The 13,841-nt window shown below is 60.9% G+C and carries 15 protein-coding genes; 8 read left to right on the top strand and 7 right to left on the bottom strand.

Translation table 11 applies throughout. The features are described 5' to 3' along the window. Positions 1-29: 29 nt before the first annotated feature. Together AC0C6X_RS24280 and AC0C6X_RS24275 are read left to right on the top strand one after the other, a co-directional pair. Positions 30-1,070, top strand: coding sequence for a glutathione synthetase (locus tag AC0C6X_RS24280; RefSeq protein WP_472955621.1), 1,041 nt, complete (start codon positions 30-32; stop codon positions 1,068-1,070). A 159-nt stretch (positions 1,071-1,229) separates the two neighbouring features. Then, positions 1,230-1,697 (top strand): NUDIX hydrolase, encoded by a 468-nt coding sequence (locus AC0C6X_RS24275; protein ID WP_247960083.1) that lies wholly within the window; start codon positions 1,230-1,232, stop codon positions 1,695-1,697. Here AC0C6X_RS24275 and AC0C6X_RS24270 read toward each other — a convergent pair. Together AC0C6X_RS24270 and AC0C6X_RS24265 are read right to left on the bottom strand one after the other, a co-directional pair. Next, positions 1,694-1,888, bottom strand: coding sequence for a hypothetical protein (locus AC0C6X_RS24270; protein ID WP_247959944.1), 195 nt, complete (start codon positions 1,886-1,888; stop codon positions 1,694-1,696). The two genes, AC0C6X_RS24275 and AC0C6X_RS24270, sit on opposite strands and share 4 nt — an antisense overlap. Before the next feature lie 149 nt (positions 1,889-2,037). After that, on the bottom strand, positions 2,038-3,321 hold the full coding sequence (locus tag AC0C6X_RS24265; protein WP_247959943.1) for a DUF763 domain-containing protein: 1,284 nt from the start codon (positions 3,319-3,321) through the stop codon (positions 2,038-2,040). A 252-nt stretch (positions 3,322-3,573) separates the two neighbouring features. Here AC0C6X_RS24265 and AC0C6X_RS24260 point away from each other — a divergent pair, with 252 nt between their 5' ends. After that, complete coding sequence (locus tag AC0C6X_RS24260; protein ID WP_173520073.1) at positions 3,574-3,753, top strand: hypothetical protein; 180 nt, start codon at positions 3,574-3,576, stop codon at positions 3,751-3,753. A 352-nt stretch (positions 3,754-4,105) separates the two neighbouring features. Here AC0C6X_RS24260 and AC0C6X_RS24255 read toward each other — a convergent pair whose 3' ends face one another. From AC0C6X_RS24255 to AC0C6X_RS24240, 4 genes are all read right to left on the bottom strand, one after another. Beyond that, positions 4,106-5,713 carry a copper resistance CopC/CopD family protein gene (locus AC0C6X_RS24255; protein WP_472955619.1) on the bottom strand — a complete coding sequence of 536 codons (1,608 nt, stop codon included), beginning with the start codon at positions 5,711-5,713 and terminating at the stop codon, positions 4,106-4,108. Between the two features lie 45 nt (positions 5,714-5,758). Then, a complete protein-coding gene (locus AC0C6X_RS24250) occupies positions 5,759-6,289 on the bottom strand; it encodes a YcnI family copper-binding membrane protein (protein ID WP_247959941.1) in 531 nt (176 codons plus the stop codon). A 296-nt stretch (positions 6,290-6,585) separates the two neighbouring features. Next, on the bottom strand, positions 6,586-6,960 hold the full coding sequence (locus AC0C6X_RS24245) for a hypothetical protein (RefSeq protein WP_472955616.1): 375 nt from the start codon (positions 6,958-6,960) through the stop codon (positions 6,586-6,588). A 300-nt stretch (positions 6,961-7,260) separates the two neighbouring features. Beyond that, positions 7,261-7,803: an NADPH-dependent FMN reductase gene (locus tag AC0C6X_RS24240; protein ID WP_247959939.1), complete on the bottom strand. Its 543-nt coding sequence runs from the start codon at positions 7,801-7,803 to the stop codon at positions 7,261-7,263. Positions 7,804-8,285: 482 nt separating this feature from the next. Here AC0C6X_RS24240 and AC0C6X_RS24235 point away from each other — a divergent pair, with 482 nt between their 5' ends. The 5 genes from AC0C6X_RS24235 to AC0C6X_RS24215 all read left to right on the top strand — a co-directional run bounded on the left by AC0C6X_RS24235 (position 8,286) and on the right by AC0C6X_RS24215 (position 13,598). Beyond that, positions 8,286-9,629, top strand: coding sequence for an extracellular solute-binding protein (locus AC0C6X_RS24235; RefSeq protein WP_472955614.1), 1,344 nt, complete (start codon positions 8,286-8,288; stop codon positions 9,627-9,629). A gap of 74 nt (positions 9,630-9,703) precedes the next feature. Then, positions 9,704-10,594, top strand: a complete 891-nt coding sequence (locus AC0C6X_RS24230) for a carbohydrate ABC transporter permease (protein ID WP_247959937.1) — start codon at positions 9,704-9,706, stop codon at positions 10,592-10,594. 7 nt (positions 10,595-10,601) lie between these two features. Further along, complete coding sequence (locus AC0C6X_RS24225) at positions 10,602-11,489, top strand: ABC transporter permease subunit (protein WP_247959936.1); 888 nt, start codon at positions 10,602-10,604, stop codon at positions 11,487-11,489. Positions 11,490-11,531: 42 nt separating this feature from the next. Further along, positions 11,532-12,653 (top strand): sn-glycerol-3-phosphate import ATP-binding protein UgpC, encoded by a 1,122-nt coding sequence (locus AC0C6X_RS24220; protein ID WP_472955612.1) that lies wholly within the window; start codon positions 11,532-11,534, stop codon positions 12,651-12,653. 30 nt (positions 12,654-12,683) lie between these two features. Next, positions 12,684-13,598: a sugar phosphate isomerase/epimerase family protein gene (locus tag AC0C6X_RS24215; RefSeq protein ID WP_472955609.1), complete on the top strand. Its 915-nt coding sequence runs from the start codon at positions 12,684-12,686 to the stop codon at positions 13,596-13,598. A gap of 94 nt (positions 13,599-13,692) precedes the next feature. Here AC0C6X_RS24215 and AC0C6X_RS24210 read toward each other — a convergent pair whose 3' ends face one another. Continuing rightward, on the bottom strand, positions 13,693-13,827 hold the full coding sequence (locus AC0C6X_RS24210; RefSeq protein ID WP_349508040.1) for a hypothetical protein: 135 nt from the start codon (positions 13,825-13,827) through the stop codon (positions 13,693-13,695). Positions 13,828-13,841: the final 14 nt, after the last annotated feature.

Raw genomic sequence — 13,841 nt, 5'->3', positions numbered from 1 at the left:
AGGACCAAAATCCGAAGCTGGGGACCTCAATGCGAATCGCCCTCCTTGTCAACGCACTCGAAACCGAAGAGCCAGCTTATACGACCACAGCGTTGGCGCTTGCCGCGCTCGCCCGCGGGCATGAGGTCCTGTATGTCACGCCCGGTGATTTTATCCTGCGCCCGGACGACACATTGATGATACGGGCGGCCGGTTTCGACGGAACACGGCCAAAGAAACCAGAAACGCTTTTGCGCGCACTCAGGGACGCAGACAGGGTCGTCGTCAATATTGAAGACGTGGATGTTCTGTTTCTGCGTAACGACCCATCGGAGGATGCGGATAGCCGTCCTTGGGCATCGCACGCCGGGGCGAATTTCGGTCGTCTCGCCACCGAGCGCGGTACGATTGTCGTCAACGACCCCTGCGGCTTGGCATTGGCACAAGATAAGCTCTATTTTCAGGATTTCCCGGTGGCCGTTCGCCCGACAACTCTGATCTCCAAGGACATCGATGAAATTCGCGCGTTCATCGACGGTTACTCCGAGGGCGTGATCATCAAACCGTTGCAGGGATCTGGCGGTAGAAATGTCTTCAGGGTCGCGACCAGCACGGAGGGCAACCTTACTCAAATTGTCGAGGCCGTCGGCGTCGTCGGCTATCTGATCGTGCAGGGCTACCTTCCGAAAGCATCGGAAGGCGACACGCGGTTGTTCCTGATGAACGGACGGCCGCTCCAGAGGGGCGGCGTCTATGCTGCGTTCAGACGCGTGCCGCCCAAGGGAGACGTGCGGTCCAATATCCACGCCAGCGGCACTCCAAAGGCGGCCCACGTTACGAAAGAGATGCTGGCGATCGCCGAAACACTACGTCCGAAACTGGTTGAGGACGGCATGTTCCTGGTCGGCCTTGATATCGTCGGCGACAAGCTTCTGGAAATCAACGTATTCACGCCTGGCGGCCTCCAGACCATCCGCGAGCTTCACGACATTGATTTCTGCGAGGAGATCTTGGATTCACTGGAAAACAAGGTCGAGATCAAGAAGACCTATCGCGGATCGCTCAGCAACCGTATCCTGTCAACGCTTTGAACCGGCCGGTCGTCCGTCCCGCGTCCCACTTTCGCGTAGTGCGTTGAGCGTGATGTGTTGGTGGAACAGAACCGCCTATCTGGTTGTTATCCTCTATCTTCGAGTGGCAGACAGAAAGCCTGCCCGCATACAAAGGGCAACAAAGGAGATAGCGTTTCTGTGAATTTTCTAGATCAAATTGCCTCTGACGTGCAGTTGATGCTTCGCCGGCCGCCACGCGTGCAATACGCGGCCCTGTGTTACCGCCGTAACGACAACGCACTGGAAATTCTTCTCATCACCAGCCGGGACACCGGCCGCTGGGTCATTCCGAAGGGCTGGCCGATGAAGGGAAAGCGCGCGCATGAGGTCGCGGCGAGAGAGGCCTATGAGGAAGCAGGCGTCAAAGGGACTTGCCAGAGGTTCCCGTTCGGCCACTACTTCTACAAAAAACGATTGGACCACGGGCTCAAGATTTCCTGCAGGGTTCAGCTCCACCTCCTCGAAGTCGGGCGCATGCGCCGGAAATTCCCCGAGAAGGGTGAGCGGAAGCTGGCCTGGTTCGACTATCGGGAAGCAGCAAAGCGTGTCGCCGAGCCTTCGCTGCGGGACCAGATGCTCCGTTTCGGTCAGCAATGCGCTTCTTAGTGGACGCTGGCGACCTTGACGGCGCTGGCGAAATCTTCCGCCACCAGTTCACTGATCGCGATCAACACCTCCTCCACCGAAAACCCGGAGTCGATCGTGTCGCGGATCAAAAGCTGAAGATCAAGCTCAACGACGTCACGGCAATCCTCGAGCCGTTCCTCAGATACCGTGATGCTCTGCAGTTCTTCCATCGCGAGACTCCTCTTGGCGTGGATTCTGCTGGCTCGCCCTCGCAAGCTTCCTTCCAACCCTTGGGAGGAGGTTTGAGTTCCGGCGAGAACTTCTCGAAGAGATCAAAGAAAGAGATTCGCTGCAACGCCTTGCTGTCACACAGAGCTGTCTACCGGTCGCGGCGACCGAAACGGGGCAACCGCTCCGCGTCCTCTGATGGTCCAGTCGGTCCTTCCCAGCCAAATACACTGCGGCCGCCGAACTCTTGCGATTGGCGAAACTCGCCGGCCACGATTTCCTTGAGACCCGGGCCGGTCACATATTTTTCGAGCTGGCGAGCCTGATCGTCCAGGCGTTTGAGAACCTGCATCTCTTCGCCGCGACCGAGCTTCGCCTTCGACACGGCCGACTTCATCACCCGGATGGTCTCGTCATAGACTTTCAGTGGCACCGGAAATGGGTGGCGATCCTTGCCTCCATGGGCAAGCGAGAAGCGCGCCGGATCGGCGAACCGGCATGGCGCACCGTGCACGACTTCGGCCACCATCGCCAGCGCCTTGACGGTCCGCGCCCCAACGCCCGGCACCAGCAGGAGGTGCTCGAAATCCTCTGGACCGCGGTCGGCAGCGGCCGCGAGCGTGGCGTGCAGACGCTTCATGTTGACGTCTTCCTGGCGCACATCGTGATGTGCAGGCATGATCAGATGCGGCAGCATCGGCTGCGCGGTTTGCCTGGCTTCGCGCCCGGGCTCGATAGCCACGACCTCCCGGACAATCCGATCCGGTCCGAGCGAAGCCAGCAGATCGAGCTGACTGTTGCGCGAGGCCGCGGCGCGGCGATCGGCAAGATTGACGATCTCGCCCTGCCGCGCACCCTCGATCGCCGTATGAGGCGAGTCCACAAAGCTGGTGATACCCTCCGACAGCCAGTGGTAGCGCCGGGCCTGCCGCTTTTCGCCGTTCATGCCCTGTTGCACGACGACCCATTTGCCGTCGTCGGCGACGATAAAGCCGTGCAGGTAAAGGTCGAAGCCATCCTGCACCGCCGCGCTGTCGACCTTTGCGACGAGGCGGCTGGTGGTCGCAAGGCCACCTCCATCCAGACCCACGCGCTCGCCGATCGCGATCAACTCGCCAGGCGTCTCCCGAGAATTCCGCCCTCGCCCGCCGCAGACATGAATGCCGAGTTCGCCGGACAGAGGCGACAAACCACGCTTCAGGGCGCCGATGACGCTGGTGGTGATGCCCGAGGAGTGCCAGTCCATGCCCATGACGCATCCGAAAGACTGAAACCAGAACGGATGCGCCAGCCGCCGAAGAAATTCGTCTCGACCGTATTCGAAGACAATCGCCTGGGTGATGATCGCGCCAAGTTTCGTCATGCGCTCGCCAAGCCACCGGGGAACCCGGCCACTGTGAAGCGGAAGATCGGCGCTGCCTGCTCTTTGGACCATTCGGCCTTATACACCGGCAGATGATCCTGTCACACAGGAAAGTTCTCCAAACGTTCTCATCAGCGACGGCAGACCGCGAGACCACGGCCGCGGTCGGGAACTTTAGGCATCATCGCAGGTTCTAATATAACCCTGCAGGCCCATGGTGTTCAGCACTGACCATGGGTGCAAGACAGCATCAGAGCAGTCCCAAATTCCTTTCGGCCGGCTCTGCTGCTGTCGAGGGATAAGGCGACATGCAAGGACTTGGAGATGAACCACAAGCACAGCTATGACAAGCCGCGGAGGTCTTCGACAGAACTGCCGATAGGCTTGATGCTGCTCGCCATCTTGGGGATTGCGGCATATCTGTTCGTCGCCGGTGCGTTCTCCGGCGAAAGAAATAATGTCGCCGTCTATCTTCCGAAGACGACAGCTTCGGACCCGCGGTGAACGCATCAGACGTCAGCCGGCGCCCGCTTGGTCATTGCCGAGATCAAATGCGGGGCCTTGGGAAAGCTGACGCCTCGGCCTCCTGCGCTGCCGGACAATGGACGGCTAGAAGCGGGTGCGCAGAAAGTTCAATTGGGCGTTCAGCCAATACCCGGCGCGTCTGGTCGCGGAGTGAATTTCATGTCCAAACTCCTGGGTGTAGCGGCCTTCACACAGGGTCGTGTCCGCCACCCACAATCCGCCAGCGAAAATTGCCATCAGCAGAAAACCGCGCATGGTGGCGCAGTATGAACATTTGATATTTCTAAAATACTAACAAAGCATCGCTCTGCCGGCGCCGCGGCCGCCGCGCTCATGGCCCGATGCTGATCTCGTCGCTCAGCGTTACCTTCTCGAAGTCATTGATCAGAATATCGACCCGCAGTTGCCAGAGACCCGGCAAGGGGATGGCCATGCGGTCGACCCCCCAATCCGCTTCGCCACGCCGTACCGCTATGCGCTTGAACGGCTCGATACCGGAATCGAGCTTGGAAAGGATGAGCGTCACCTCCTTGGCAGCAAGCGGTTCACTTTCACCCGTGAGAACGTTGATCGATACGTCGACCTCACCCATCCGCTCCGGCAAGACCTCAACGAGGACCATCGCCTTGTCGGTGTGGATATGAAGGCTTGCGGCTTGGGTCGCCAAGGCGGTAAGGACGCGCGGCGGCGGCGTAAAGCGCCAGCAAGACACGGCGCCGAAAATCAGGAAAACGAGAAGCGTCTCTGCAGCGATCGAGCGGACCAGATGCTTCGCTGATGTCCGATCTCCAGCAACGACCGGCTCCGTCAGTCGCCAGCGATTTGCGATCGCCAGGAGAAACAATCCGACCAGCAATGCCATCTTGACCATAAAGACCTGACCATAGGCGGTTTCCAACAGCGCTTGCGGCTTTTCGACCTGCACGATGGTCAAGACGACACCCGCCCCAACGAGCCCGACAAGCACATAAGGGATGAATGTTGAGAACCGACGCAGCGCCCGAAGCGCCATCGGGTCGCCGCGCCGCAACGCCATGCCCAGGGGAGCCAGTGCTCCGACCCAGAGACCTATTGCAGCGACGTGCAGGAAGACGGCCGGGCGCATCAGCCATTGCGGCTCTGCCGTAGAAGCGTGGCCGCTCAGCGAAAAGGCGGCCGATGACACGATCAGCGCCGCGAGGGATGACACCCGGGCAAACCGCCCCTTGCCGCTAAGCGCCATGGCGGCCACGCCAAAGGCAACGATCGCCGCTATCCCTGTCCCCCCGAAGCTCGTTGCCGTCGCCGTGGACCAAACGGCCGGCTCGACAATGTGCGTCAGGGGAACTCCCAGCGCATCGAGCCCCTGAAAGCCCAAGGCGGCAAGCGCGCCAAGGAACCCTGTGCCAAGCGCGACCGCAACGACGTTGCCTCCTGAGCGGGTGCTGCGGGGCAGCCAGCAAAGCGAAAACACGCCGCCAACGCCGATAAACAGGCCCACATAAAGTGCGAGTTTCGATAACAGGATGCCGGCGCGTACGGCCCAGTCGATCCTATCTCCCATTACGGGCGGTGCGGCGCTCGTCGCGCCGAGCGAAAAGACGACCGATCCACCGATCGGATGGCCATCGGCGGAGGTCACACGCCAGCTGAGTACATGCGTGCCTCGCCCAAGGTCAGTTGGTGCTGCGATCGCGACGGTTCGATCTTTGAGCTCGAACTTCTCCAGGGGGAGCACCGTCCCATCCGGCCTGATGAGCTTCAAATGCAATGGCGATACCGGTTCGCTGAACGTCAACACGTAGAGGGACGGCGCGGTGTCGGCGACCGTGCCGTCCGCCGGCTCGCTTGAATTGAGCGCCGCATGGGCGAACGCCACGCCAGCCTGCAGGAAGAGCCCGCACAGCGCGATTGCCATCAGCCTCGCCAGGCGGGAGAAGCTCCTTGGTACGAGCGCCATGCGTGCTCTCCGGTTAGCTAACCTTCTTGGGCCAAGTCGATCCGGTCAGTGCCCGCTTTTCTTTTCGAGCAGCCTGATGCCGGGTGCCGGAGATTCGAGATCGTCGCTCGACTTGCCTTCTGCCGGGACCTCGATCCAGCGCTCGGTCGCGCCATCTGGGCACTCCTGCACCAGCGGCACATAGAGCGTCTTGCCGACCGGCAGGCTTTCGGTCAGAAAAGCCCGGAAGACGAACTCCTCATACTCGTCGTCGGCCAGGCTGCCGCCCTTCCAGACGATCTCCTTCACGCCCTCCTTCATCGGCGTGCCGAAGTAGTCGTAGGACTTCGCGTAGGCTCCCTTGATCTTCTCCAGCGTCCAGCCTGGTTTCGGCATCGGCTTTGCCGCAATCATTCCTTCCGGGATCTGGACCCGCAGAGCGAGCGTCGGCTTGCCCTCGCAGCCGTGCGGGACCCGGATGACCGCCTTGTAGGACGCGCCGACATGCGCCTCCGTCACTTCGAGCGTGGAGTGGGCGAAGGCCATCGTGGCGCTTATCCCGAGGAAGGCGGCGGTGATGATCAGTTTCGACAGCATGTGCTATTCCTTTGAGATGATTGGCTTAGTCGGGGTTGGACGTTTCATAGGAGGACGCGGGAATACCTCCCGCGGGTCTCCGGGTTGGATGCGGTGGTCCGGAAAAGGTTGCCGAGATTTTCATCGGTGGTGCCCGGCAATCGCGCACAGGATTGATGTGCGCAGTGCCCGTCAGCTCAATGCCGACCCGCAGTCAGCGTTGGACCCCGCGAAAGGAGTGATCGTTGCGGTGGTGGCGGCCGCATGCCGGCGAACGAAAGGCCCACGTCAGACAAAGGACGGCCGAACGCAATCGATCAGGCGAACAACCCTGGAGGCGCGCGAGGATAGCCGGGCCGGTGTTTGCCGGTCGGCACCGGGCTTGCTGCGGGCCACACCTGGTGCACCGCAGACGCGGCTTGAAGGGCAACACCCCCGCCGGCAGGGGGCGCAGCCGCCAGGAACGGCGAGGACACGCAGCATCCGAGAAGGCAGCAATCGGCGGCGGTCCGATGATCGGCGTCTTGATTGCCGTTGCTGGCGTGATCCCTGCTTACGCAGAGCGCATTGCCGAAAGCGTCGATTTGCGAGAAGGCAGGCATCGAACTCGCGGCAAATGCGCCGACGATCGATTGCAGCACGAACAGGCAGGCAGCGATTAACGCCAGTCGCCAACCGTTGCGTCGCCTCACCACAATCAAACTCCTTCTGCGTTGTCTTTCGGAAGTGTCCAGAGCCACCGCATAGCTATCGGTTACGCACGCCCCCGTCCTTGCTCCACAGCAACTATGAAGCCACCAGGAAACCGGAAAGCTGAGCGGACCCCATTCTCCGACTTCGCAAGCAAAATCAGGTCGGAAGGGCGCCGGCCGGTCGATCAGCGGGTGACGGCTCGCAAAGAGCGTCGAACCGGCTGATCATCGGCCAGGCTATGGGCTGCCCCTCGAGGCGCGGATCGCTCCCGCAGCCAGAGGCTACGACAGGTTTCCACCTTAAGCGGTTTCACGCTCGGCCACGCAGAACGATGCAAACGCCTGAAGATAGGCTTGTACCTTCCAGCGGTTCTCAGGTGTTTCGACGGCCCGCGACACGTCAGCCGGCTCCATTTTCATCAGGTGGAGCCGGAGAAAGATGTCCGTCGTGAAACGGTCGCTGACGGTCGCAAGGACCGTGCGCAGACTGGCCAGCATGTCGTCTCCCCGATGGGAGGCGTGCAGCAGGGCAATCGGCTTGCTGATGATTTCCTCTCCGGATACGAGCCAGTCGATCGCATTCTTGAGGCCGCCGGGAATGGAGCGCACGTATTCCGGGCTTGCAATGATCAGGCCGTCACTCTTTGCGATGGCGTCTATAAAGTCTCGCACCGTCCGCGGCAGAGGCAGGCTCTCGAGGTCCGGCGAAAAGACCGGCAAGTCTCCCAGGCGATCGAAGACTGAAATATCGATGCTCGCCGGCGCAATCGAACGGACGGCACGCAGCATGGCCGTATTGGTGGAATTGATCCGGGCGCTGCCTGATATCGCGAGAATCTTCATGGGGAGAAGAGTGGTCGATTGGACATGGTTGTCAACGCATGCGGCCTACCCCATCGGCTGAGCTCCTGAACGGGGCGGCGCCGACAGACGGCAAACGCATTAGATGAGTATTGCGAGATAGTTTAACTTCTAATACGCATCGAACGATAGGTGAACGTCACAGGTACGAAAGCGGTCGCCTAACCCATTCGTATTAGGTATCCCCGGGAGCGATCGGATCGCGCCAGAAACGATCTGGCTCAGCCCCGTCTGCGCGCAACGCCGTTACAGCCGGGGGCATCCGGCGCCAGGCAAACAATGGCAGCTCGCAAAATGGACACGGCGCAACCATGGAGCGCACCGCATCTTGGCGGCGTAATCAAACTTTCATTTTTCCATCATGCAGATTGGCAAGGACTGTCACACTCAGCTGTTAGCAAGCGCCCGGCTTCATTCGTGCCACCGATCCTGGTGTCCGCCAATCTGCAAGGAGCGTTTTGCAAATGAGAGTCTCCGTCACTACGTCCGTATTCATCGGCCTGATGGCAAGCGTCGCGTTGGGCGCGCCGGCGGCAGCCGCCGAAAAGACCAAATTCGAATTCTGGTACGGCCTTTCGGGCGATCTTGGCGAACGTGTCCAGGATGCCTGCAAGAAGTTCAACGACAGCCAGTCCGAGTTCGAGATCGTCTGCACCTCGCAAAACGGTTACGACACGACGCTGCAAAACACGATCGCCGCCTACCGCGCCAAGAAGCAGCCGGCGATCACCCAGATCTATGATGCCGGCACGCTCGACATGATGCTCTCCGGCGCATTCGTGCCCGCCAAGAAGCTGATGGCCGACAATGGCTACACGATCGACTGGAACAATTATTTCGGCGGCATCGCCAACTATTATGCAACGGCAAAGGGCGAGCTGAATTCCTTCCCGTTCAACTCCTCGACGGCCATGTTCTATTACAACGTCGACGCCTTCCAGAAGGCTGGCATCGACTTCAAGCCGGACACCTGGGAGCAGGTCGAAGAAGCGGCGCGCAAGCTGAAGGCAGCCGGCTACGAATGCCCGCTCGCATTCAACTTCGACACATGGGCGCTAATGGAGCAGTTCTCGGCCATCCACAACCAGCCGATTGCGACCAAGGCGAACGGCTATGAGGGACTGGACGCCGAGCTCGTCGTCAACAAGACCAAGTTCGTCGACCACGTGAAGTTCTTCAAGAAGATGGCCGACGAGAAGCTCTTCGTGGTCAAGACCAAGCAGCTCGGCATGGACATCGTCCCCGCCTTCACGTCCCAGACCTGCCAGATGATCCAGACCTCGATCGCCGACCATGGCACGATCGGCAAGACCCTTCCCGAGGGTGTGAAGTGGGAAGTCGCCATGTTGCCCGTATGGAAGGGCACCGAACGCCAGAACTCGCTCGTCGGCGGCGCATCGCTCTGGGTTCTCGCCGGTCGTCCGGAAGCGGAATACAAGGGTGCTGCCGCCTTCCTCAACTATCTCGCGACGCCGGAAATGGCCGAATGGTGGTCGACGGTGACGGGCTACATCCCGGTCACCAAGACCGGCTTCGACGCCATGAAGGCCAATGGCTTCTACGACAAGGCCCCCTATAAGGGGCGTGAGCTCGCCATCCAGAGCCTGTCCTTCACCCCGACTTCGGAAAACACCCGCGGCATTCGCCTCGGCGGCTTCACGCAGATCCGCAAGGAGTTCGCGACCGCTCTCGAAGCGATCTTCATGCAGAACGCAGACGTGCAGGCCGAGCTCGACAAGACGGTGGAACGCAGCAACGCCGTTCTGCGTCGCTTCGAGAAGACCTACGCCGGACAGACGCTGAACTAAAAATCTGATCCGTCCGGAGCCTGCCGCAGCATCGGCAGGCTCCGATTTCTATTCTTGCGCATCGGAAATTCGACATGGACAAGCGTGCGGCCTTTCGCAGCTGGTGGCTACCCAGCCTATTTGCCCTGCCGCAGATCATTCTGATCCTGCTCTTCTTCTATTGGCCGGCGGTCGCCGTGCTGCGATGGGCCTTCACGCTGGAGCCGCCATTCGGGGGCGCTGCGGAGTTCGTCGGTTTCACCAACTTCCAGGAGGTGTTCGCCGATCCGCTCTACTGGAACTCCGTCGGCATCAGCCTGGCATTCGCCCTTTGCGGCACACTTGCCACCATTTTCATCGGCCTCGTTCTTGCCCTTGCGGTCGACCGGCAATTACCGGGCTCCGCCCCGTTTCGCTTCCTCTACATTCTGCCCTACGCGATTGCCGGACCTGCGGCCGGCATGGCCTTCCGTTTCATCCTGTCGCCGGAGCGCGGGCTGATGGCGTCGGTCAACGCCGCCTTTCCCGACTTCTGGAACCCGGCCAAGTACGGCAGTCACGCCCTGATCCTCGTCATCATCGTCTTCGCCTGGAAATGGGCGGGCTATACCTTCATCTTCCTTCTCGCCGGCCTGCAATCGGTTCCGCGCTCGCTCATCGAGGCTGCCGCGATGGACGGCTGCGGCCCGATCCGCCGCGCGGTCGATATCCAGATACCGCTGCTCGCGCCAACGCTCTTCTTCCTGCTGGTCATCATGATGACCGAAGGTTTCGTCGGTGCCGATACCTACGGCATCGTCGCCCGCACGACCGATGGCGGCCCGAACCACGGCACGGACGTGATGGTCTATCGCATCGTCGAGGAGGCGTTCCGCGGCTTGAACTACTCCGGCGCGTCGGCCCAGAGCCTCGTGCTCATCGGCCTCATCATGATCTTCACCTTCATTCAGTTCCGCTTCATCGAGCGCCAGGTCCATTACAAGTGAGGCTCCCATGATCCAGCGGACCCCTTTCGCCAACGCGCTGACCTACGGTGTCATGATCTTCGGCTTCCTGCTGCTGATCGGCCCGTTCATCGTCATCCTGTCCGGCGCCAGCCAGACATTCCAGCAGGTCAACGCCATACCCTTCAGCTTCGTGCCGCAGGATCGCCTGTTCGAGAACATGGGCGCTGCGTGGTCGCGCGCCAACCTCGGAACGGCGATGCTGAACAGCTTCGTCATGGCGAGTCTCGTCACGGTCGGCAAGGTGGCGCTGTCGGCGCTGACGGCCTTTGCCATCGTATTCTTCCGGACGCCGCTGAAAGGCTTCTTCTTCTGGATGGTGTTCATCACCCTGATGCTGCCGCTCGAGGTGCGTGTTGTGCCGACCTATGCGGTCGCCGCCGATCTGTTCCAGCCGGTTCGACTTCTGATTTCCACCGTCACCGGCCTCGAGGTCTCGGTCGACTGGAACCTTCTCAATTCCTATGCCGGCCTCACACTGCCGCTGATCGCGACCGCGACCGGGACCTTCCTCTATCGCCAATTCTACCTGACCCTGCCCGACGAACTGGCAGAAGCCGCGCGCATGGACGGGTCGGGCGCGATCCGCTTCTTCATCGATATGCTGTTGCCGCTTTCGCGCACCAACATGCTGGCACTGACGACGATCATGTTCGTCTATGGATGGAACCAGTATCTCTGGCCTCTCCTGATGGTGACGGACCCCCAATACAAGACCACGATGATGTCGCTGGTTGCGCTCCTTCCGGCCGACAATGGCACTCCGGACTGGAACGTGACGCTGGCCGGATCGCTGATCATCATGCTGCCCCCGCTCATCGTCGTTGCCGTCCTGCAGCGGTGGTTCGTGCGCGGCCTCGTGGCCACGGAAAAATGACCCCCCTTTCCCCAAACAGAACAGACAGAGAGGTCCGCGCTCATGGCTGACATCACAATTCGCGCCGTGCGTAAATCCTACGGAAAGAACCCCACCCTGCATGGCATCGACCTCGCCTTCGCATCGGGAGAATTCGTCGTGATCCTTGGCCCTTCCGGCTGCGGGAAATCAACGCTTCTGCGGATGATCGCAGGGCTGGAGGAGATCACGTCCGGTGAGATCGCGATCAACGGGAAGGTCGTGAACGGGCTCGAACCGCGCGAACGCGGCTGCGCCATGGTGTTCCAGAACTACGCCCTCTATCCGCACATGACCGTCGCAGGAAACATCGGCTACGCTCTGAAGGTGGCAGGCGTCCCGAAGGCGGAGCGCCTGCGCCGGATCGAGGAAACAGCGAAGATCGTCGGGCTTTCCGATTATCTCGATCGCAAGCCGGCAGCGCTTTCCGGTGGTCAGCGGCAGCGCGTCGCCATGGCGCGCGCGATCATTCGCGAACCAAACGTCTTTCTTTTCGACGAACCGCTGTCCAACCTGGACGCCAAGCTGCGCGTCACCATGCGGGCGGAGATCCGCAAGCTGCATCAGCGTCTCTCGGCAACCTCCATCTTCGTCACCCACGATCAGGTGGAAGCAATGACGCTGGCGGACAAGCTGGTCGTAATGAACAAGGGCGTGGTGGAACAGGTGGGCCAGCCGCTCGACATCTACCATCGCCCGGCAAGCCTCTTCGTCGCATCCTTCATCGGTTCGCCGGCGATGAACCTCTTTGATGCCGCTGTCGACGTCGACAATGCCTGCCTCACATTCGGCGGCACGAAGATGCCGATCGACAGAGGTCTTGCGACGCGACTGGGCGCAAGGCAGATCACGGTCGGCATCCGCCCGGAACAATGTGCCGTTGCGCCTGAGGGCGTGTCGCTAAAGGTGGATTTCATCGAGGAACTCGGCTCCGGCCGCGTCATCCACTCGGAACTGAACGGCTACCCCTTCGCCGCGAGCGTCGACGAGCATACGCGCGTGCGGCCCGGCGACCGGATCACCCTGGAACTGCCACTGGCGCACCTGCATCTCTTCGACCGGGAGACCGGCCGGCGGATCGAGATCGATCTGGCGCCGCGCGCCATCCGCAGCTCTGCCAGCCAACCGACACTCCAAGCAGTCTGATCACACTTCAATACATCAGGAGACACCGTGATGAACGACATCATTTCCGCCATAGGATTCTGCAACCGGACGGGCAAGGGCGATCTTTCGAGCCTTGATGCCTCCTTGCGTGAAGTTGCCGAGACGGGCGCCGACGCCTGCGAGATCGGAATCTACGGCGAAGAGATCGTCAGTGGCGGCCGCATCATCGAAGACCGTGTCCAGCGCGTCGCCGAGATCATCAAAAAGTACACCTTCAACAAGCTTGCGCTGCACGGCCAGATCGTATCCAACTTCATGGATCGCCAGCACCATCATCTGCAGAAGAAGGTCGTAAGGGCGATGCTCGAACTGTGCGACCGGCTCGGCGCCGGGATCCTCGTGCATCATTCCGGCGCAGCACAGCTTTCTCCCGGAGAGAACGCCGCGGATCTCGACAAGATGGAACGCGACGCCCTTGCAGAGATGGCGGAAATCGCAAAGGGATACGGCGTCCGCATCGCGCTCGAGAACATCTTCACGACGGAAAGCGGCCAGTACCGGCAAACCCCGAGCCAGGTCGCAGAAACGGTGCGGGCGATCGGCTCCAGCAGCGTCGTCGCGCTCATCGACTTCTCGCATGCCTATATCGAGGCCACGCATCGTGGGCTGGATTTCCGTGACGAGATGCGGGCCATGGCCCCGGTGACGGGTCACCTGCATGTGCACGACAGTTTCGGCCTGCCCTATTCCATGAACCGCTTCTATCATCCGGCCGAGGCGACGGCACTCGGCATCGGCGACCTGCATCTGCCGATCGGCTGGGGCGACATTGCCTGGGACGACATCTTTTCCGAACTGACCTTCCTTCCGGATACGACGCTGATCATGGAAATCGGCGCCGAGCGCTTTGCCGATCAGCAACCTGCCTGCCTCGAGCGCGCAAGGCGCCTTGCCGCAGCGGTTGGACAGCGTTCCGCCGCATGATGTTTCCGGTTGCTCCACCGCACACGCAGTGGAGCAATCCGGATTGCAATCCGGCTCAAGGCGAGCATTTCGGCCACGCCTCGCGACAGGACGGTCAATATGGGATGCGGCCAAAGCCGCCCACTTCGTCGGAGTCGATCGAAGCCGGTGTGCTCATTGCCGTTTCGGCATCGATGACGAAGCCCTCCGATCGCACAGCCTCGGCCGCACGTACGATCTGATCGGTCATGGACGCCGTCGAGT

It is taken from the genome of Ensifer sp. VA4 (genome assembly GCF_055710065.1).
Note: the sequence above shows the minus strand (reverse complement) of the source record. Positions and strands in the feature narration are given on the sequence as shown.

Excerpts from the sequence above, each read along its gene's own strand:
- AC0C6X_RS24250 (WP_247959941.1), bottom strand. The coding sequence starts at position 6,289 with ATGCTGTCGAAACTGATCATCACCGCCGCCTTCCTCGGGATAAGCGCC.
- AC0C6X_RS24260 (WP_173520073.1), top strand. The coding sequence starts at position 3,574 with ATGAACCACAAGCACAGCTATGACAAGCCGCGGAGGTCTTCGACAGAA.
- AC0C6X_RS24215 (WP_472955609.1), top strand. The coding sequence starts at position 12,684 with ATGAACGACATCATTTCCGCCATAGGATTCTGCAACCGGACGGGCAAG.
- AC0C6X_RS24220 (WP_472955612.1), top strand. The coding sequence starts at position 11,532 with ATGGCTGACATCACAATTCGCGCCGTGCGTAAATCCTACGGAAAGAAC.
- AC0C6X_RS24210 (WP_349508040.1), bottom strand. The coding sequence starts at position 13,827 with ATGACCGATCAGATCGTACGTGCGGCCGAGGCTGTGCGATCGGAGGGC.
- AC0C6X_RS24230 (WP_247959937.1), top strand. The coding sequence starts at position 9,704 with ATGGACAAGCGTGCGGCCTTTCGCAGCTGGTGGCTACCCAGCCTATTT.
- AC0C6X_RS24225 (WP_247959936.1), top strand. The coding sequence starts at position 10,602 with ATGATCCAGCGGACCCCTTTCGCCAACGCGCTGACCTACGGTGTCATG.
- AC0C6X_RS24235 (WP_472955614.1), top strand. The coding sequence starts at position 8,286 with ATGAGAGTCTCCGTCACTACGTCCGTATTCATCGGCCTGATGGCAAGC.
- AC0C6X_RS24280 (WP_472955621.1), top strand. The coding sequence starts at position 30 with ATGCGAATCGCCCTCCTTGTCAACGCACTCGAAACCGAAGAGCCAGCT.
- AC0C6X_RS24270 (WP_247959944.1), bottom strand. The coding sequence starts at position 1,888 with ATGGAAGAACTGCAGAGCATCACGGTATCTGAGGAACGGCTCGAGGAT.
- AC0C6X_RS24265 (WP_247959943.1), bottom strand. The coding sequence starts at position 3,321 with ATGGTCCAAAGAGCAGGCAGCGCCGATCTTCCGCTTCACAGTGGCCGG.
- AC0C6X_RS24240 (WP_247959939.1), bottom strand. The coding sequence starts at position 7,803 with ATGAAGATTCTCGCGATATCAGGCAGCGCCCGGATCAATTCCACCAAT.
- AC0C6X_RS24255 (WP_472955619.1), bottom strand. The coding sequence starts at position 5,713 with ATGGCGCTCGTACCAAGGAGCTTCTCCCGCCTGGCGAGGCTGATGGCA.